This window comes from Streptomyces sp. NBC_00597 (assembly GCF_041431095.1).
Classification (GTDB): Bacteria; Actinomycetota; Actinomycetes; order Streptomycetales; family Streptomycetaceae; genus Streptomyces.
On record NZ_CP107758.1, the window covers coordinates 556262 to 576538 of the forward strand.

General features: G+C 73.8%; 16 protein-coding genes. All 16 read left to right on the forward strand.

Annotation, left to right across the window (positions count from 1 at the left end; all coding sequences use genetic code 11):
• The first annotated feature begins 118 nt into the window (after window positions 1-118).
• Window positions 119-1021, forward strand: coding sequence for a hypothetical protein (locus OG974_RS32175; protein WP_327286417.1), 903 nt, complete (start codon window positions 119-121; stop codon window positions 1019-1021).
• A complete protein-coding gene (locus OG974_RS32180) occupies window positions 1018-2670 on the forward strand; it encodes an amino acid--tRNA ligase-related protein (protein ID WP_331735322.1) in 1653 nt (550 codons plus the stop codon). The genes OG974_RS32175 and OG974_RS32180 overlap by 4 nt, the downstream gene beginning before the upstream one ends.
• A complete protein-coding gene (locus OG974_RS32185) occupies window positions 2660-4186 on the forward strand; it encodes a long-chain fatty acid--CoA ligase (protein WP_331735323.1) in 1527 nt (508 codons plus the stop codon). The genes OG974_RS32180 and OG974_RS32185 overlap by 11 nt, the downstream gene beginning before the upstream one ends.
• A gap of 11 nt (window positions 4187-4197) precedes the next feature.
• Window positions 4198-5016, forward strand: a complete 819-nt coding sequence (locus tag OG974_RS32190) for a sugar phosphate isomerase/epimerase family protein (RefSeq protein WP_327286420.1) — start codon at window positions 4198-4200, stop codon at window positions 5014-5016.
• Window positions 5013-6440 (forward strand): pentapeptide repeat-containing protein, encoded by a 1428-nt coding sequence (locus OG974_RS32195; protein WP_327286421.1) that lies wholly within the window; start codon window positions 5013-5015, stop codon window positions 6438-6440. The genes OG974_RS32190 and OG974_RS32195 overlap by 4 nt, the downstream gene beginning before the upstream one ends.
• Window positions 6437-7102: a PIG-L deacetylase family protein gene (locus OG974_RS32200; protein WP_327286422.1), complete on the forward strand. Its 666-nt coding sequence runs from the start codon at window positions 6437-6439 to the stop codon at window positions 7100-7102. Before OG974_RS32195 ends, OG974_RS32200 begins: the two co-directional genes overlap by 4 nt.
• A 34-nt stretch (window positions 7103-7136) precedes the next feature.
• Complete coding sequence (locus OG974_RS32205) at window positions 7137-8558, forward strand: UDP binding domain-containing protein (protein WP_331735326.1); 1422 nt, start codon at window positions 7137-7139, stop codon at window positions 8556-8558.
• Complete coding sequence (locus OG974_RS32210; protein ID WP_331735329.1) at window positions 8555-9859, forward strand: acyl-CoA dehydrogenase family protein; 1305 nt, start codon at window positions 8555-8557, stop codon at window positions 9857-9859. The genes OG974_RS32205 and OG974_RS32210 overlap by 4 nt, the downstream gene beginning before the upstream one ends.
• Window positions 9856-11067: a pyridoxal phosphate-dependent aminotransferase gene (locus OG974_RS32215; protein ID WP_331735332.1), complete on the forward strand. Its 1212-nt coding sequence runs from the start codon at window positions 9856-9858 to the stop codon at window positions 11065-11067. The genes OG974_RS32210 and OG974_RS32215 overlap by 4 nt, the downstream gene beginning before the upstream one ends.
• Entirely contained in the window at window positions 11067-11840 is a 774-nt protein-coding gene (locus OG974_RS32220; protein WP_331735479.1) for a YggS family pyridoxal phosphate-dependent enzyme, read from the forward strand. Before OG974_RS32215 ends, OG974_RS32220 begins: the two co-directional genes overlap by 1 nt.
• Window positions 11837-12616, forward strand: coding sequence for a class I SAM-dependent methyltransferase (locus OG974_RS32225; protein WP_331735335.1), 780 nt, complete (start codon window positions 11837-11839; stop codon window positions 12614-12616). Before OG974_RS32220 ends, OG974_RS32225 begins: the two co-directional genes overlap by 4 nt.
• Window positions 12613-13806 (forward strand): methyltransferase domain-containing protein, encoded by a 1194-nt coding sequence (locus OG974_RS32230; protein WP_331730186.1) that lies wholly within the window; start codon window positions 12613-12615, stop codon window positions 13804-13806. The genes OG974_RS32225 and OG974_RS32230 overlap by 4 nt, the downstream gene beginning before the upstream one ends.
• 1 nt (window position 13807) lies before the next feature.
• Window positions 13808-14998, forward strand: a complete 1191-nt coding sequence (locus OG974_RS32235; RefSeq protein ID WP_331735338.1) for a DapH/DapD/GlmU-related protein — start codon at window positions 13808-13810, stop codon at window positions 14996-14998.
• The gene (locus OG974_RS32240) at window positions 14995-15735 is read left to right on the forward strand and encodes an amino acid racemase (protein WP_331735341.1); all 741 of its coding nucleotides are present in this window, start codon (window positions 14995-14997) and stop codon (window positions 15733-15735) included. The genes OG974_RS32235 and OG974_RS32240 overlap by 4 nt, the downstream gene beginning before the upstream one ends.
• Window positions 15736-15854: 119 nt before the next feature.
• Window positions 15855-16433 (forward strand): flavin reductase family protein, encoded by a 579-nt coding sequence (locus tag OG974_RS32245; RefSeq protein WP_331735344.1) that lies wholly within the window; start codon window positions 15855-15857, stop codon window positions 16431-16433.
• Between the two features lie 1783 nt (window positions 16434-18216).
• Window positions 18217-20073 carry a transglycosylase domain-containing protein gene (locus OG974_RS32250; protein WP_371647325.1) on the forward strand — a complete coding sequence of 619 codons (1857 nt, stop codon included), beginning with the start codon at window positions 18217-18219 and terminating at the stop codon, window positions 20071-20073.
• Window positions 20074-20277: the final 204 nt, after the last annotated feature.

Sequence of the window (20277 nt, forward strand, 5' to 3'; positions counted from 1 at the left end):
AATTCGTTGATGGCCGGGATGGATTCTCGGCGGCATTATCGAAATCACTGTCCGGCCATTCGCGCGGCCAGCCGGGTCAGGTCTTCCACGTACGTGTGACTCCTTGAAGGAGAGCCAAGTGTCCAGCAACCACTCCCTGTTCCTGATCAAGCCGGACGGGGTCGAGCGGCAGCTCCAGCAGGCCGTCGTCGAGGCCGCCGAGGAAGCCGGACTCACCGTCGTCTGCCGGCACCGGCTGCTGCTGGGCGAGGAGGACATCGTCCGGGCCTGGGCGGACACGCGCCGCACGGAACACCCGCTGGAGCACCTGTCCCTGGACCTCTGGTACGGCGGGCGTCCGATGGAGGTCCTACTCGTGACCGGCCCCGACGCGCTCGCCCGCGCGAGGCGGGTCAAGTCCGCGGTGCGGGCCGGATATCGGCTGGGCCCCTTCGCCAACGTATTGCACACCCCCGACCACACGGGGGAGTTCGACCTCCAGCTGTCGGTGTTCGCCGGGGACTGCGCGGCCTGCTCCCAGGCGGTGTCCACCGACTTCGGCGACTACTCGGCCGTGCCCCAGGCGTACCCGCCCGGCACGCTGCTGCCCGAGGCCTGGCGCGACATCGAGCGGCTCAGGGAACTGGCTCAGCCGCTGTGGGACGACCCGACGTCCTGCTTCTGGCGCCCGACCTACCCGGATCCCTACCGGGCCGAGGACCCGCAGGGTCCGCAGGACCGGGCGCTGTACATCGCCGCGTCGCCGCACCAGCTCTCCTTCGACAACCTGGTGGGGGCCCTGGTGACGGCGCTGCCCGGGATCGACTTCGGCCACGCCCTCGAACTGGTCATCTCGGCGCTGCACCACCAGGACTTCACCCTCGCCGTGGGCACCAGGGCCGAGTGCGAGCGCTACCGGGACGCGCTCATGCGGCAGGGCCTTAACACCCCCATCCGTACGCTCGCCCAGGACGCCGTGCGCCGCGAGGAGCAGATCCGGACGGGTGCGGTGGCCGACGGCTCCGCGGCGTCAGCGGCATGAGCGGCACCGACACGGGAAGCGGCACCGGCACCGACACGGGCACCGGCACCGACACGGGCACCGGTACCGGTACCGACGCGGGCACCGGCACGGAAGCCGGTACCGGTGCGCAGGCCGCCGGCCGAGAGCGCGGCCGGACCCCCGGCCAGCTTGAGGACCGGCGGGCGAAGCGCGCCGCGCTGCTGGCCGGGGGGATCGACCCGTACCCTCCGGCCCGGCCGGCCGGCGCGCGCGTCGCCGAGCTCCACCGGCGCTACGGCGCACTGCCGCCGCGCACCCGGACCGGCGTCGCGGTGACCGTGAGCGGCCGGATCACCAGCCGCCGCGATCACCGGGACGTCGAGTTCGCCACCTTGCGCGACGGGTCCGAGGACATCCAGATATTGCTCGCGGGCGACCGCGACACGGGCCGGCCGCGCGCCGCGTGGCGGGAGCTGACGGACCTGGGGGATCTGGTGGTGGTCGGCGGCGAGCTGGTCACCACCGGGAGCGGCGCACTGGCCGTGGCCGCGGCGGAGTTCGCGCTCGCGGCCAAGGCCCTGCGGCCGCTGCCGGGCAGGCCCGCCGCCGGGAGGACGGACGGCCACCCCGCCGCGCACCGGGACCGCTACCGGCAGATGCTGCTGGACCCCGCCGAGACGGCCCGCGCGCACGCCCGGGGCGCGGCGCTCAGAGCGTTGCGCGAAGGCCTGTACGAGCGGGGGTTCACCGAGGCCGACACCCCGGTGCTGCACCCGCTGCCCGGCGGGACGGCCCGCCCGTTCACGGCGCACATGAACGCCTGGGGCGTGCCGTTGCACCTGCGGGCCACGGCCGAGATGTACCTCAAGCGACTCGTCGTCGGCGGCATGGACCGGATCTTCGAGATCGGCCGGATCTTCCGGAACGAGGGCGCCGACGCCCTGCACTTCCCGGAGTTCACCGTCTGCGAGGCCTACGCCGTCCACAGTGACTACCGCGATGCCGCGGCGCTGGCCCAGAAGCTGGTCGCCGCCGTCGCGAGCGCTCTGACCGGACCCGATCCGGCGCCCCCGTCCTTCGCCCGCCACCGCTTCCACGACCTGCTCGGCTCGGCGCTCGGCGCGGCGGTGGACAGTTCGACCTCGCGCGAGGACCTGGCCCGCCACGCCGCGCGGCACGGCATCGCGGCGCCGGCGGGAGCCGGCCCGGGCGCCCTGGCCCTGCTGCTCTACCGAAAGCTGGCCGAACCCCGGCTCCACCGGCCGACGTTCGTCTTCGACTTCCCGGCCGAGGGCGCGATCCTCGCCCGCCCCCACCGCCGGGACCCCGCACTCGTGGAGAGCTGGAGCCTGGTGATCGGCGGACTGGACGTCGGCCAGGGGTGCAGCGAGCTGACCGACCCGGTGGAACAGCGCCGCCGTTTCGCCGCCCAGGCCGCCACCCGGGCCGAGCAGGGCCTCGGCGCCACCGTCCTCGACGAGGGCTTCCTGGAGGCCCTGGAACACGGGCTGCCGCCCCTGGGCGGCCTCGTACTGGGCGTGGACCGGCTGATCACCGCGCTGCGCGGCGGAGGACGCCTGCGCGACCACCAGTGCCACCCCATCACACGGCCGGCTCCCGCGTCGTCCGCCCCGTCCGCGTCCACCGGCCGACACCCGTTCAGGAAGGAGCACCACAGTGGCCACTGACCACCAGCGCCTCGACAGCCTGCTGACGAGCGCCTGCACCCGGTTCGCTGACCGGCCCGCGCTCACCGACGACACCGGCTCACTGACCTACGCCGAACTGGCGGCCGAGGCGGCGGCGCTGCGCACCGAACTGGTGTCAGCCGGTCACCGCACGGCGGATCCCGTCCTGGTCCGGGTGGGCAACCGGAGCGCCGACCTCGCCGCCCAGCTCGCCGTGTGGCAGGCCCGGGGCATCGTCGTACCGGTCCACCGGAGCACTCCGGACGCGGTGCTGAGCGAGACCGCCGAGCGCACCGGCGCCCGCCTCGTGCTGGACGTCGCGCACACCGCGGGCGACCGCACCCGCGGGTTGGGCCCGGCGCGGGCCCGCGTCCCCGGGGAACTCGATGCGGACCAGGCACTGGTGGCGTTCACCTCCGGAACCACGGGACGGCCCAAGGGGGTCGTGCTGTCACACCGGGCGCTGACTGCCAAGCTGCGGGCCGTCGCCGAGGTGCTGCCGTTCCGGCCCGGCGACCAGGCCCTACAGGTCCTCCAGCTCAACTTCACCTTCGGGCAGTGGACCTCGCTGCTGACCCTGGCCACCGGCGGCACCCTGCACCTGCTGCCCCGGTTCGACGCACCGGGCGTACTGCGCCGCCTCGCCGCGCGGCCGGCCGACCGGATCGCGGTGGTGCCCAGCATGCTGCGCCTGGTCGACCGGGAGCTGAGCACACCCGGCACGGGAGCGGAACTGTCCGCCGCGCTAAGGGCGTCCGGGGGACCCCGCACCTGGATCACCGGCGGGGAGCCACTGCCCGCCGGGCTCGGCCGCCGGCTGCAAGCCGCACTGCCCGGCTCGGGCATCGCCGACGTCTACGGGCTCAGCGAGACCTCGACCTCCGACTTCATCCTCACCCCCGACCAGTACGGGACGGCGGCGGGCACCATCGGCCGGCCGAGCCCGGGCGTGGAGTTCCGCATCGCCACCGGCGACGGGCCGCCCCGGCCCCCCGTTCCCGGCACCGTCGGTGAACTGTGCCTGCGGACCCCCCATCTGATGACCGGCTATCTGGACGACCCGGCCGCCACCCGTGCCGCGATGGACGGAGACTGGCTGCGCACGGGTGATCTCGCCACCGTCCGTCCCGCCGACGGCATGGTGGAACTGGTCGGCCGGAAGAAGCAGCTGATTTCCCGCGGCGGCGCCAAGATCGCGCCGCTTGAGGTGGAGCGCCCGTACACACAGCACCCGGCCGGCGCCGGCTGCCTGGCCGTCGGCGTCCCGGACCCGATGCTCGGGGAGCGCGTCCACCTGCTGTTCGTCGCCGCCCCCGGCACCAGCCCCACCGAGGAGGAACTGCGCGCCCACGGCCGCCGCCACCTGGAGCCGTACCAGGTGCCCGAGCGCGTCCATTTCGTGACGGAACTCCCGCTGGGCAGGACCGGCAAGACCGACCGCGCCGCCGCCGCCCGGCTGGCCGTCGCCGCCACGGCCGGGGCCGGGGCCGGGGCCGAGACGGGGGCGTCCCGGTGACCCTGCTCGGCGTGTCCACCGCGGCGCTGGCCGACCCGGACGACTTCGAGGCGCTGCTCGCCTACCGGCCCGACGTGGTCGAGTTCTACGGGTATCCCGCGACGGCGCTGCCCCGCATCGCACGGTTCTGCGCGGACCACGGGATACGCCCGGCCCTGCACACCCCCGTTCCCCACGACGGCACCCCGCCCCGGCGCTTCGCGCCCACCGGCCCGGACCGCCGCGAAGCGGCGGCGGCCCTGCGGCTGACCGAGGCCACCGTGCGCACCGCGGCCGACCTGGGCGCGCTCCACGTGGTGGTGCACTTCCCGAGCCCCTATCCGCCCTACGAGGAGGCGGGGTTCGAGGAGGCGTCCCAGGACTTCCTGTCCGCCACGGCTGCACTCGCCCGCGAGCACGGCGTCGCCGTACTCATCGAGAACCTGTCCGCCCACCCGCTGCTGCGGACTCCCGAGCAGTACCACCGCAGCTTGGCCGCCCATGGCGAGCTCGGCCTCTGCCTCGACCTCGGCCACGCCCACCTGCTCGGTGCGGACAGCGGGGCACCTGCCGGCTTCGCCGCCCTCTTCGGGCCCCGCATCCGCAGCATGCACGTCTACGAGACCACCGCCGAGCGCTACCCGCGGTACGGGCACGAGAGCGCCGACCGCGGCGGCACCCCGGCCGAGGGCTTCATGGGCTTGTCCGAACTGCTCCCCGACCTCCTGCGCCGCACCCGGCCGGCGGCGCTGGTCATGGAGCACGAGCCGGTCCGAACCGGCACGGAGCCGGCCGCGGCCGACTGGCTCAGAGAACTGATCCACCACCACGACGCAGGAGCGATCGCATGAGCAACAGCACTCACCTGGGCCTGGTGACCCGCCTCGCCGGGGCACGGGGCACGGACCGCACCACACTGCTGAAGGAACTGTCCGAGACCACCCAGCACCTGATCGACACGACCGGCCGCGGCCTCGACCTGACCGAGGCCGACCTCACCGGCCTCGACCTGAGCGAAGCCGATCTGCGCCGCGCCACACTGAACCGGGCCGTCCTGCACAGCACCCAGCTGGTCTCGGCGGACCTCTCCGAAGTCTCCATGGTCTGTCCCGGCATGGAACGCACCAACCTCCAGGGCGCCAGCCTGCGCTCGGCCTACGTGCACGCGCTCGCCGCGCAGACCTGCACCTTCGACGGAGCCGACCTCTCCGGTCTGCGGGACGCCACCGGCACCCTGTTCCACGGATGCAGCATGCGCGGCACCGAGCTGGACGGCGCCCACCTGGCAGGTTCGTTCTTCTACCAGTGCGACCTGTCGGACGGATCCGTCCGCGCGGCCAATCTCCAGGGCGCGCTCATCAACGAGTGCCTGCTGGACAACGCCGTCCTCGACGGCGCTCTGGTCGACCAGCTCACGATCACCAAGTCCGCCCTGCACGAGACCTCGCTGCGCGGCGCGAGCGGGAAGGGGCTGGTGCTGCAGCGCCTCACCTCCGCGGACGGACTGGTGCTCGCCGACGCCGCCCTGCCGAGTCTGCGCCTGTCCGAAGTCCGGGCCGACCGGGTGGACGCCGCGGGGCTCGCCGCCCGCGACGCCGACTTCACCGAGACCGTGCTGACCGGGGCCGACCTGACGCGCGCCGACCTCAGTGGCGTCCGGATCAGCCGCTGCGACCTGCCCGGCGCGCTGCTCACCGAGGCGCACCTGACCGGCGGATCGATCGCCACCAGCAGTCTGCGCGGCGCCGTACTGCGCGGCGGGCACGGCGAGAACCTGCACGTGGTGGAGAGCGACCTGACCGAAGCGGACCTGTGCGGCTTCACCGGGCGCTGCCTGACGGCCCGCGACGTCCGGCTCACCGGCGCGAACCTGCGGAACGCGAACCTCTACCGCGCCATGATCACCGGCGACCCGCCGCGCGCCATGAGCCTGCGCGGCGCCGTGCTGGAGGGCGCCACCCTGGTCCAGGCCTACATCGCCGCGGACCTGCGGGAGGCCGACCTGCGGGGCGCCAACTGCGCCTACAGCCGCTTCAGCCAGTCGGACCTCAGCGGCGCCCGTCTGGACGGCGCGAACATGTACCAGTCCACCTGGATCAAGGTCCCGGTGCGGGGCGCCGTGCTCACCGGGGTGCGCGCCCCGGTGTTCGCCAACCGCTGCCCCGGCCTGCCCGAAGCACTGCAACGGGCGGGGGGTCCCGCCGCGGCGGAGTTCACCGCCTTCCTGAAGGGGTTCGACGCCGCCCTCGCCACCGGCCGCAAGGGCTCCACGTGACACACGTCCTCATCGTCGCGGCCCACCCCGACGACGCCGAACTGGCGCTCGGCGGGACCATCGCCCATCTCACCGACCACGGCACCGAGGTGACCGTCGCCCTGTTCACCGTCTCCGAGACGGCGGGCAACGCAGACCCCGGACGCCGCGCCCGGCGCATCGAGGCCGCCGAGGCAGCCGCCGGAATCCTCGGGCACCGGCTGCACTGGCTGGGCGACGGCCACTACGACCAGGTCGAGGACGTCCCCGAGTACCGGGCGGTCGGGTTCGTCGACGACCTGGTGGCGCGGACCGGACCCGACACCGTCATCAGCCACTGGGACGGCGACTCGCACGGCGACCACGTCCGCGTCGCCCGCGCGGTCATCGCCTCGTCCCGGCGCTGGCCGCACGCCGCACTGGCGCAGTTCGGCCCCAACGAGCACCGCACCGTGCGCCACGCGGAGTTCGTCCCCAACCTCTACGTCCCCACCGCCGGCCAACTCGCGCGCAAAGCGCGGGCCCTGGCCTGCCACCGCTACCCCGGGCAGGGATTCCGGGCCCTGGACACCGACGCGGTCGAGCTGTTCGACCGGGCGCGGGGGGCCGCCGTGGGGCTGGACGCGGCCGAGGGGCTGCGCCTCGTACGTCATCGCTTCACCCCCGGCCGTCCGCTCCTCTGAGAGCACGGCCCTCCACACCGAGGGAGTCACCGCCATGACAGCACTGACCACCGAGACGTCCTGGGCCCCGCCCGCACCGTCCGCCGCGCCCACCGTCCCCGTGCGGACGGCCGCGCCCACCGTCCCCGCACCTGGCCCCGATTACCGGGCCGACCTGCTGGCCCGGCACACCGCGGCCTGTGTCTGGGGCCTCGGCCACATCGGATGGTCCACCGTCGAAGCGCTCCGCGCCGAGGGCGTCGCCGTCGTCGGGTACGACATCGACCCCGCCCGGGCCGAGGAGCGGCGCGCCGTCGCGTCCGGACCGGCCGGCCCCGCCGCCCAGGTGACCTCGGACCGGGCCCGCGCACTGGCCGACGACGTCGCCGTGCACTTCGTCGCCGTGCCCACCGAACGCGAGGCGGAACCCTTCGCCGGGGCGCTGGTCGAGGTGTTCGCCGCCATCGTCGCCGACACCGCGGCCCGGCGACCGGGCCGCCCGCCGCTGGTGATCGTCGAGTCGACGCTGACCCCGGGCACGGTCGAGGACCTGCTGCTCCCCCTCGTCACCTCGGCCGGTCTCGAACCCGACACCGACCTGCTGCTTGCCCTGGCCCCGCGCCGCGACTGGTTCCTCGCCGAGGGGTACGGCCTGCGCGACCTCGACCGGATCTACTGCGGCGTCGCGGCGCGCTCCGCCGACGCCGCCCGTGACGTGCTGGGCCTGATGTGCGACACCCTGCACCGCGCGCCCAGCCACATCGAGGGCGAACTCGTCAAGTGCGTCGAGAACGCCTACCGCCACGTGGAGATCACCCTCGCCAACCAGCTCACCCTGGCCTACCCGCACGTCGACATGGTGGAGGTGCTGCGCCTCGCCGGCACCAAGTGGAACATCGGGACCTTCCACCCGAGCTTCGGCACCGGCGGCTACTGCATCCCGCTCTCCAGCCGGTACCTCCTGCGGGGCGCGGCCGACACCACACCACTGTCCCTACTCAGCGAGGCGGTGGACACCGACATGCGGATGCGCGGACTCGTCGCCGAGGCGGTCGCGCCCCGGGGCCGGGTACTGGTCCTCGGGGTCGCCTACAAGGGCGGCATCAAGGTGGCCACGCTCAGCCCCACCGTGCGGATCACCGAGGAACTGCGGCTGCTGGGAACCGAGTTCAGCGTGCACGACCCGATGTACAGCGCCGAGGAGATCGACACCCTGCTCGGACCCGGCACGGCCGCCACCGATCTGGCCCTGGCCTTCCGGGAGGCGTCCACCGTCCTCGTCGTGCCCGACCATCCGGAATTCCGCGGGGAGCCGTACCTCTCGCTGCTCGACGAGCGCCGGGAGCAGCCCCTTCTGGTGCTGGACAACCACGGAGTCTGGGCGGACCGGGAGTGGCCGGCCCACATCTCCTACAGCAGGGCCGGCGGCAGCGGCTGGCTGGCCGCCCGCGACGGCGGACCGGCGGACCCCCGATGACCGGCGCCACCCCCACGGCGCCCGCGGCGCCCGCGGCGCCCGCGGCGCCCGCGGCGCCCGCGGCGCCCACGGCACCCGCGGCGCCCGCGGCGCCCACGGCACCCGCGGCACCCGCGCGGCCGGACGCCGCACCCGCGCGGCCGGACGCCGCACCCGCGCGGCCGGGCGTACTGCCGCAGTCCGCGCGCCCGCCGTCCGACGCGTTCACCGACCCCGTGGTCGTCCGCACCCGGGCGCTGGCCGGATCGCTGCTGGCCCCGGACGCCGCCGCGACCGCACGGTCCCGGGTTCCGCGCTCCCACCTGGACGCCCTCGGTGCGGCGGGCGCCCTGGGCACCGCGGTGTACCGGCCCGCCGGACCGCACACCCCGGCGCAGGTGCAGCGTGCGGTGTCCGAAACGATCGCCGCAGCGGACGGCGCGACCTGGTGCGTCTTCGCCCAGCACCACCACCCGCTGCGCGAGGTGGCGGCCTCACCCGTCCCGGTGACCCGGGAGCGCTGGCTCGAACCCATGACCCACGGCCGGGTCCTCGCCGCCGTGGCGACCTCGCACCTGCGCCGGCCCGGGCCGCCGGCCGTCACCGCCGTCCGTGACGGGCAGGGCTGGCGGCTGCACGGCCGCCTCGCCTGGCTGACCGGCTGGGGGCTCGCCGACGTCGTCCTCGTGGGCGCGGTCACCCCCGACGACCGGATCCTGTTCGCCCTGCTGGACTGCGACGAACGGGCCGGGCTCACCGACGTGCGCCCGCACCGGCTGTGGAGCATGGAGGCGACCAGCACGGTGTCGGCGCGCCTGGACGGCGTCGCCGTCGCGCCCGACCGGCTGGTCGCCCTGCACCCGGGAGCCGACTGGCGGCGCGCCGACGCCGCACGCCGGCCGAACGTCAATCCCGGCGTGTTCGGCACGATCGCCGCCGCCACCGCCTGCCTGACCGGGGCCGGGAGCGGTCCCGAATACGGCGAACTGGGCCTGCGCATCGCCGCCGAGGCGAGCACCCTGCGCACCACCGCCTACCAGCTGATGGACGAGGTACCGGCGCACGAGGCGACGACCGAGCGGCTCGCCGTCAGGGCGGCGGCCCTGGATCTGGCCGGCCGGGCCGCCACCGCCTGCGTCGCGGCCGGCGGCGGGGCGAGCACCACCGCCGGCTCACTGCCGGCCCGGCTGCTGGCGGAGGCCTCCTTCCACCTCGTACAGGCACAGACCGGGGAAAGCCGCGCCGCCACGGGGGCACGGATGCTCGCCGTCACCAACGCCGCCACCAACGCCGCCACGAACGCCGCCCGGAGTACCCGGTGACGGGCCCCGGGCGGCGCCGCAGGGTCCGCCTCGCGGACACCGGCCCCACCGTCTTCACCGAAATGTCCGAACGCGCCGCCCTGCACGGTGCGATCAACCTCGGCCAGGGCTTCCCGGACACCCCGGGACCCGCGCCGGTCGTCGACTCCGCGATCGCCGCCCTGCGGGCCGGACACCACCAGTACCCGCCGGTCCCCGGACTGCCGGAACTACGCAAAGCCATCGCCGACCACCAGCGGGCCCGGTACGGGATCGAGCTGGACCCCGCCCGGCAGGTCGTCGTGACCACCGGAGCGTCCGAAGCACTGGCGGCGGCCCTACTGGCGCTGACCGGCCCGGGAGACGAAGTCGTCGTCCTGGAGCCGTACTACGACGCCTACGCGGCATGCGTCGCGCTGGCCGGGGCCACGCTGGTGCCCGTCCGCCTCGACCCGCCCGCCTTCACGCTGGACCCGGCCGCGCTGCGCCGCGCCGTGACCCCGCGGACGAAGGTCCTGCTCCTCAACACCCCGCACAATCCCACCGGAACGGTGCTACCCCCCGAGAGCCTGCGGCAGATCGGGGAAACGGCCCGGGCCCACGACCTGCTGGTCATCTCCGACGAGGTCTACGAACACCTCGTGTACGAGGGGCCGCCGCACCTGCCCCTCGCCGCCCTGCCCGGCATGGCGGAGCGGACCCTGACCATCGGATCGGCCGGCAAGACCTTTTCCGTCACCGGGTGGAAGGTCGGCTGGGCCACTGGCCCACGGGATCTCGTCGAAGCGGTCACCGCGGTCAAACAGTACCTGTCGTTCGGCTCCGGAACCCCCTTCCAGCACGCGGTCGCCGATGCCCTGCGCCTGCCCTCCGCCCACTTCACCCAGCTGCGCGACTCACTGAGGCGCCGCCGGGACCTCCTGGTCGCCGGGCTGAACGACGCCGGCTTCATCGCGCACGCCCCGCGCGGCACCTACTTCGTGACGGCCGACATCCGGCCGCTGGGCGAGCGGGACGGCTTGGAATTCTGCCGCTCCCTGCCCGCCCGCTGCGGTGTCGCAGCCATTCCGAACCAGGTCTTCTACACCGATCCCGACGCGGGACGTCCCTACGTCCGGTTCACCTTCTGCAAACAGCGGGCCGTGCTCGACGAGGCGGTGAGAAGGCTCAGCGTCCTGCCCGGCAGCCGCCCTGCATCCACCCTCCGTACGGAAGAGAAGATCGCGTGATCACAACGGCCGACCGGCCCACCGCCATCCCCGCCGCCCTGCGCCGGGCCGAACTGGAAGCCGCCCTGAGGGCCGTGACCGCCCGCATCGAGGCCGCGGCGGCCGAATCCGGCCGCGATCCGCGTGACATCACCCTGGTGGCCGTCACCAAGACCCGGCCCGCCTCGGACGCCCGCTTGCTGTGCGGGCTCGGTGTCGGGCACCTGGGCGAGAACCACGACCGTGAGGCGGCCGCCAAGGCCGCCGACCTCGCCGATCTCGCGGTGCCGCCGCAGTGGCACTTCGTCGGCACGCTGCAGCGCAACAAGGCGGCGTCGGTGGCCCGTTACGCCGACTTCGTCCACTCGGTGGACCGTCCCACGCTGGTGACGGCCCTCTCCCGGGGAGCCGTGAACGCCCGCCGGACCGTGTCGTGCCTGCTCCAGGTGAGCCTCGACGCAGACCCGCGGCGCGGCGGCGTGCCGGCCGAGGGGCTCGCCGCCCTCGCCGACGCGGTCGCCGATGCCCCGGGCCTGCGGCTGGCCGGAGTCATGGCGGTCGCCCCGCTCGCCGTGCCAGCCCCGCAGGCGTTCGCCCGGCTGGCCTCGCTCGCCACCCGGCTGCGGGCGGACCATCCGCGGGCCACCGTCATCTCGGCCGGCATGAGCGGCGATCTGGAAGCGGCCGTCGCGGCCGGAGCGACCCACCTGCGGGTGGGCTCCGCCCTCCTCGGGGCCCGCCCCTACCCGGCGACTCCCCGTACACCGGGCACGCCGCAGGACGGTGCCGCATGAACCGTCCCCTGAACCCGGTGCCCCCCGCCCCCGCGCTGCCACCCCTGGACACCGCGCTGCCGCCCGCGGGCACCGGAACCCGGGCCCTGGACCTGCGGTACCTGGAACGCCCGCCCGCCGAACACCAACGGCCCTACTTCCCCTTCGTCGCGCACCACCTGCGCGAGGTCCTGGACCGCCCGGGCGCCTCCGTCCTGGACATCGGATGCGCCAACGGCGCCTTCCTGCACCATCTGGCGGGCCGGTACCCGCGCGCCCGCCTCACCGGAATCGACGCACTGCCCGCCCTCGTCGAGCACGCAGCACGCCACGTTCCGCGGGCTTCCTTCGCCCTGGGCGACGTCGGCCGGGCCGAGACCCTGCCCGCGCAGCGGTACAGCGCGGTCACCCTCCTCACCCTGCACAGCCACTTCGACTCCCTCGACCCGTGGCTCGACCACGTCCTCGACCTGGTCGAACCCGGCGGACGCGCCATGCTGTTCGGCCCGTTCAACCCGCACCCCGTCGATGTCCTGGTCCGCCTGCGCCAAGCCGACGGAGAGGGGGACGGCGCCTGGCTCCCCGGCTGGAACGTGCACTCCCGCGCCGCGTTCGCGGACCACCTCGCCGCACGGGGACTGCGCCACCGCTTCCACGACTACCAGCCGCCGACGAGCGTCCCGCGGTCCCCGAACGACCCGCTCAGCACACGCCGCGCGACCTTGGACGGCGCACCCGTGCTGACCAACGGAGGCGGCCTGCTCCTCCCCTTCGCCCTGCTGGAGATCACCGTATGAGCCCCCGCCGGCCAGCCGCTTCCCCGGCCGAGCCGTTCCTCGCACTGCTGCGCAGCCCCACGACGGGGGGCCCGCTCACCTGGGCCGAGCCGTACGTCCTCACCGACGGCGAATCGCTGTGGCCCTGCCTGAACGGCATCCCGTACCTGCGCACCGGACGCGACCGGCTGCGCGCACGCACGATCGACGCCATCCGAGCGGGCGACCTCGACCGGGCCCTCGCCCTGCTGCTGTGCGACCGCAAGGACGACACGGTCCCGGCGGCCGATCCCGTCTCGGCGCTCGCCGTGGCCGCCGGCGCCACGACCGCCAAGGCGGCCATGGACGGGCTCGGTTACGGAGGCCTGGCCCCCTACTTCCTGCACCGCTGGTGCCAGCCGACGTACCTGAGCGGCCTCGCCCTGCTGGACGCGCACGTCCCGACCGGCGCCACCCTCTTCGAGATCGGCTGCGGGGCCGGGCACCTCCTGCGCACCTGGACGGACCGCTCGGGCCCCGCCATCGGCTCCGACCTGGTCTTCTCCCACCTGTGGCTCGCCCGGACCTTCTGCGCCCCCACCGCGCACCTGGTCTGCTTCGACGCCGAAGGCGCCTTCCCGCTCGCGGACGGCGCCGCCGGAGCGGCCCTCAGCCACGACAGCTTCCACTACTTCCGCGACAAGCAGCACGTCCTGGCGGAGCTGCTCCGCGTCAGCGGCACCGGTCCGGTACTGCTGGGCCACGTCCACAACGCCTCGCGCGACAACTACTCCGCGGGCCACCCGCTGCCCACCGACGCGTACCTGGCCGCGCTCTCCCCCGACCGCTGCTACGACGACGAGGTCCTCACTGACGCGGCGCTGCAGGAACGTACGCCGGCGCCGGTGCGCGGTGAGGAACTGCGCGACGCGGCCGCGCTGGCCTTCGCCTGCCGCACGTCCGGGGACGCTGCGGTCCCCGGACGGCTCACGGGGGTCGTGCCGGGGCGCCCGCTCAGACTCAATCCGCTGCTGACCGACACCGGGCCCCGTTGGCCCGACGAGAAGTTCGCCCGCGAGTTCACCGACGGCTGGCCCTATCTGCGCGATCTGACGCGGCCTCCCCGGGCGACCCTGGCCGCGGGCCGCGCGGGACTCGCCGGTTCTGATCCCGACGTCGACTCGTTCGCCCGCCGACGCGTACTCCTGGACCTCCCCGAAAGCTGGCTCTGACATGACCTCCACCATCTTGCCGTCCCCCGCCCTGCCCCTCGTGGACGCCGAGCGGCTGCCGGACTCCTGCCGCACGGGTCCGGGCGTACGCATCCACGCCGGGCGGCTGACCGTCGGCGAGGGCGTGAGGATCGGCGCCGGCACCACCATCGTGGGCGACGACGTCGTGATCGGCGACGGCACGGTCATCGGCCCCGACTGCGACCTGCGGGCCGCCACACTGCGTCTGGGCACCGGCTCCGAGATCGGCCCCCGCGTACGCGTGCTCGTCGCGGAGCGGTTCGCGGTGGGCGGCGCCGCCCGCATCGCCCCCGACGTGCAGGTGCTGTGCCGGGACTTCACGGCGGGCCGGCTCTTCTACTTCGGCGACGGCGCGCGCGTCGGCTACGGCGGGACCACGACCTCGACGGCCCGGGTCCGCATCGGAGACCGGGTCACGATCGGCCAGCACACCATCCTCAACGCGAACCACGAGATCACCCTGGGCGACGGTGTCGGCACCGGCTCCTACCTGGCCATATGGACCCACGGCTACCACTTCGGGCACGGCCCGCTCAACGGCACCGAGCCCGCCTACGCCCCCGTCCGCATCGCACGCGACGCATGGCTCGGCTACCACGTGACCGTGCTTCCCGGCGCCCACGTCGGCGAGGCGACCGTCGTCGCCGCGGGGTCCGTCGTCACCGCACCCCTCCCCGCCGGTGTCCTCGCCGGCGGCGTCCCCGCCCGGGTGAAGAAGTCCCTCGACTTGCGGCCCGTCGGCGACGACCGGGCCCATGAAGCTGTCCTCGGCGTACTGCGGGGCTGGCGCACCGAACTCGTCTGGAAGGGCTGCCCGGTCGAGTGGCAGGAGCGGCCCGGGGCCCCGGGCCCGCTGACCGTCAGCCTCGCGGACGGCTCGCACCGCACCCGGGTCGTCCTCCTCGCGCCGGACGACCCCTGGCCGGCAACCCCGCCGCCCGGCGAGGCACTCGCGGTCCTCGTCCTCGGCGACCGCGCGGCCGAGCACCGGCCCCAGGGCTCCGTCGCCGTGTTCGAGGTGCGCTCGGGACGTCTGCGCGGCCACACCTCACCCGTCATCGAGGACCTCCGCGACCAGTTGCGGCGCCATGCCGTGCCGTGCGGGGACGACCGGTCCTTCAGCTCGATCGAGCCCGAGGCCTTCGCCAGGCTCAGGAGGGCCGCGGCATGACCCCTGCCGACGAACCGGCGGTCATCGGCCTGCTCGGCGGAATGAGCTGGCCGTCCACCCTCACCTACTACCGGGCCGTCAACGAAGGCGTTGGGAAGGTCCTCGGCGGGTCCCACTCGGCCCGCATGGTCATCTGGTCGCAGGACTACGCCGAGGTGGAGCGCCGGCAACTGGCCGAGGACTGGGAGGGAGCCGGCGAGCTGCTCGCCGAGGGAGCCCGGCGGCTCGCGGCAGCGGGCGCGGACATGCTGGCCATCGCCTGCAACACCATGCACCGCGTCTCCGGCGCCGTGCGCGTCGCCTGCGACCTGCCCCTGATCGACATCGTCGAGGTCACGGCGGAGGCCACCCGCAGCCGCGGCATGACCCGGGCGGCGGTCCTCGGCACCCGGTTCACCTCACAGGGAGGGCTGTTCAACGGCGCGCTGGCAGCCCGGGGAGTCGAACCGGTCCTGCCCGCCCCCGGGGACCAGCGGCTCGTCGACCGCATCATCTACGACGAACTGTGCCGGGGCACCGTGAGCGACGCGGCGGCGTCCGCGTTCACGCAGCTGCGGGAGCGGCTGCGGGGCGACGGAGTGGACGGCTTCATCCTCGCCTGCACCGAACTCGGCCTGCTCGTCCCGCCCTCCGAACGCGTCTCACCGGAGATCGTCGACACCGTGGACGTGCACGTCCAGGCACTGGTCACGGCTTCCCTGACGGGACGCCCCGGCGCACCGGCCGCCACCCCCTGACCGTGCCGGCCCCGGATCCCCCGCTCCGGTGGACTCCACGGTCGGACCGGCCCGGCGCCCCGGTCCGCCCTTCGTACACGGGCGCCCGTCGCCGAAACAGCACAGTCACCGGAAGGCACATGAACATCGAGAACCCGGCCGCATCGCCGGCCACCCGCAGCGTCCGGCCCCAGCACACCGGCCGGTGGGGCCAGCCGCGCTACGAGGACACGGACGCGGCCCGCAAGGCGCTGCGCCGGCTCGCCTCCGGCGTGACCGTTCTGACCGTCGACGGCGGTGCGGGTGCCCGGCACGGCACCACCGCCAGCTCCATGGTCGCCGTCTCCCGCGAGCCGCTGATCCTCGGCGTGTGCCTGCGCCGCACGTCCACGTTCACCCGACTGGCGCTCGCCGCCGGCACGTTCTCCGTCAACGTGCTCGCCGCCGGCCAGGGCGACGTCGCCGGCCGGTTCGCGGACCCCGAACGCCCGTCGGGCGACGCCCAATTCGCGGGACTCGCATGGACCACCGACCCGCTCAGCGGCGCCCCGCTCCTCGACGGCTCCCTCTCGCACCTGTCCTGCCGGCTGCTCGACCGCCACCAGGTGGGGGACCACGACCTCCTGCTCGCCGAAGTCACCGCCGGCGCGCACGCCCGCGACACCCCCATGATCAGCTTCGCCGGACGCCTGCACACCACAGCGTGCGCCGGACCGTAAGAGATGACGGGCTGGAGTGGGCTGCGCACGCGGCCGGCCCCCGACCGGTGTCCAAGGGCGCGGGTGCGCGGCCGGTAGGCCCACGCGTCCACCACGGCAGCCCTTCCTGCGCAGGCACGGATGCACGCGGCCCCGAGTGCAGGGCTGCGGCCCGGCGTGACCGGGCCAGGCGTGACCGGGCCGGGCGTGACCGGGACCTCCGGGCGGGGCGTCCCGACAGGATCCCGGCTTCCGAGGCCGTGGCGCGTGCCTTCGTGCTGCGCGATGCCGGGCTGTCGGCCGGTGACACCCCAGCGGTCTCAGGGGTTTCGGCCACCCTCGTGCGTCGTCTCCTGTGGTGCCTGTCCGTGGACCGGCAGCCGCCGGTCCACCGCACCACTGCCGAGGCGATCCTGGGGGTGCCCCTCACCGGTCTGTCCAGACGGCGCTGCCATCTGGGCTGGTCCCGTCCGGCACAAGCGCCAGGTGCCTGAAGGAACGTGCGGAGGGGGCCGGTCCCGGCTTCCTGGCGAGCCGGCCGGGCACGAGCACCCACACCATCGCCGTGATCCGCGCCCGCGCCCGCGCATCGCCCTCGCCTCGACCGGGCCATCCAGAACTGCCGTGGGGAAGACCGCGAGCGCCCCTGCCGAGTACGGCATCGCGGCACACCGCAGCCGGAGGGCCCGCGCCGCCGCCGGGCGGCGCCCAGCGCCTCCTGCGCGCCGGCTGAACCGAGCACCTGCGGCACGGCCGGTGCCCGGCGACCGGCCGACCAGTCCACTTCGGCAGTGGCGACGTGTGGCGACGTGTGTGTCAGCGCAGCCGACAGCCCCCGAAACCGTGCCGAGCCGGGCATCGGAGACCTGCGGGCGCTACCTTCACAGGTATGACTGCCCACCCGGCCGCCGTGGCGGTTACCTGTCCGGAATGCGTCCGGCTGCGCCAGAGCGCGCACCAGCCTGCCCGTGCCGGGGAACCCGACCCCCGCCGTGGCGCACCCGGTCCGGCAATGACGAGGCTGGCGCGCCATGTGGCCACCCGCCACCTCGATCTCTTGCCGGGATGGGTTGCGGGCTGCGCCCGCTGCGATGAGCTCAGCGAGGCGATGAGGCAAGCGGCGGCCGCAGGGCTGCTCGGTGCCGGGATCGCGCAGGTCGGCGCCGAACACCGGGCCCTGCACATGCTCGGCGCCCCGCATACGGCCGCTGCCGGCTGACAGTCCCGGGCACTCCCGGCCTCGGCAACAGCCAGTAGCCGGAGTGCGGCGGACGCTCAGAGTACGGATACCGCTCCGAGCGCCGGGCGGCACCCCGCACTTTCGAACGTACCCCGGAGTGCGGGGAAGAGGCTGGGCGCAGGTCCGCCAAACTGCTCGTCGACCCGCCCGACGAGCAGGGGTGACGCCCGTTGTGCTCCGAGCTTGACCGCCAGACCGTCGCCCATCCGCCACCTCGGGCTCGCCGCACGACATGACACCCCAACCCCCGTGCCGCGTATGAAGATTTCATGAGCCGCCCAACCTCGAACGCGATCTGATCATCTTCCCCGCCGAGTCCGTCACCGCCCCCGAGGTGACGGCTCGCGATCGAGGAGGTTGGCATCCCCCATGAGGCTGCCCCACAAACGCCGCGCGGATCGCGCCGGAAGTCCGGACGACATGGAGTGCCCGGAGCAGGCGGAAGGTCCGAAGCGCACACGGCGCCGTGCGGGCCGAGCGAAGAGCGGTAGGAGGGCCGCCCGCAAGGCCCGTCGCCGCCTCGTCGACTTCCCCAGGCACGGCCGGCGGGGCTGGCGGCGCTGGATGCCCTCCTGGAAACTGGCCTCCGGCTTGTTCCTGCTCTTCGCCGGCGCCTTCGCCGGCCTCTTGGCCGCCGTCTACGTGCAGGTCCAGATCCCGGACCCGCACGACTCCGCGCGCCGGCAGGCCACCGTCTACTACTGGGCGGACGGCAGCCGGATGGTGAGCGTCGGCGATGTGAACCGGCAGGACGTGAAGCTCTCCCAGGTGCCCGATTCCGTCCAGCGCGCCGTCATCGCGGCGGAGAACGCGGATTTCTACAGGGACTCGGGCGTCTCCGTGACGGGCATCGGCCGCGCGGCTGTCAACATCGTCATGGGCGAGGAGACCCAGGGCGGCTCGACGATCACCCAGCAGTACGTGAAGAACACCTATCTGAGCCAGGACCAAACCGTCCAGCGAAAGATCAAGGAACTCTTCCTCTCCCTGAAGGTCAGCAACCAGCGGCCCAAGACGGAGATCCTTGAGGGGTACCTCAACACGTCCTGGTTCGGCCGCGACGCGTACGGCGTCCAGGCAGCCTCGTACGCGTACTACGGCATCCCCGCCAAGGAGCTGAACCCCAGTCAGGGCGCGCTCCTGGCCGCTGTCCTCAAAGGCGCGGAGAGCTTTGACCCGTCCCTCAGCGCCGACAACCATCAACGCGCGGAGGACCGCTGGAGCTGGATTCTGGACCGTCAGGTCGACACCGGTTCGATGAGCGCCGAGGAACGCGCGAAGTACACGGAATTCCCCGAGCCGAAGCCTCCCGTCAAGCCGACCAGCCAGGCCGGGCAGATCGGCTACCTCGTCGACATCGCCAACAAGTACCTCAAGAGCCGTAGCGGGATCACGGGCAAGGATCTGGCCAGTGGCGGCTACAGCGTTCACACCACCTTCGAGAAGGACAAGGTGCTCGCGCTGACCAAGGCCGTCGAGCAGGTACGGGCGGACCGACTGGACCCGAAGAAGCGCGCGGACGACGAATACGTGCAGGTCGGCGCCGCCTCGGTACGCCCCGAGGACGGAGCGATCGTCGCGGTCTACGGTGGCTCCGATGCGATCGAGCACTTCACCAACAACGCGGACACCTCAGGCGTCCCTGCGGCCTCGGCGTTCAAACCCTTCGTGTACGCCGCCGCTCTGGAGGAGGAGCGCGAAGGCAGGGATCACTCCGCCCAGAGCCCTGCCCCGGAGCCCCTGAAGCCCACGCCGATACGGGCGCCCAGTGCATCCGCGAACCTCCACTCGGCCCTGGTGGACTCGGACCACACGCCGTTCGTGGAGGTCGGCAAGAAGATCGGGTTGAAGAAGGTCAAAGAACTCGCGGTCGCGTCGGGACTGCGTGAGGAGAGCATGGCCAAGCTGGAGCCGACCTTCTCCATCGGTACCTCCACCCCCAGCGCCGTCCGGCTGGCGAGCGCCTATACGACCTTCGTCAACGAGGGCCGGGCCACCGAACCCTACTCGGTGTCCAAGGTCGAGCGCAGCGGCGTCGCAGTGGACGGCTTGGGCCGACCCAAACCGCGGCGGGCCATGAGCTCCGAGGTGGCCTCGATCGTCGGCGCGGCGCTCCGCCAGGTGAGCGGGAGCACCGTCGGACCGCCGAACGGGCAGCCGACCGCCCCGTCCTGGGCGGGAAAGACCGGTCCGAACGACCGTATGAACTCGGCCTGGTTCATCGGTGCGACGCCGGACCTGAGCACTTCGGTCGCGATGTTCCGTACGAAGCCCGACGTCCCGCAACTGCTGCCCATGCAGGGTGTGGGCGGCCCCGATTCCGAGCGGGGCAGCGCCCTCCCGCCGCTGATCTGGAAGGCCTACGACGCGGCGGCGGTACCTGCGCCGCACCCGGCGGACGTCCCCCAGAACCGCCCGTGACGGTCTCGTAGCGCGGGACGCGCGTGCAGAAGAACGCTGAGGCACACCGGCGGCGACCCGCACCGCCTGTGCGCGGGCAGGCCGAGATGCTCCGCCTTCGCGAGGAGGTGGGGCGGCAGCGTGCGAGCAGTTCGTCGTACGCGCTCGCCGTAGCCCGGGCGCGCGCCGAGAAGGCCGGACGCACCCCGCTGCCGGTGCCGTGGC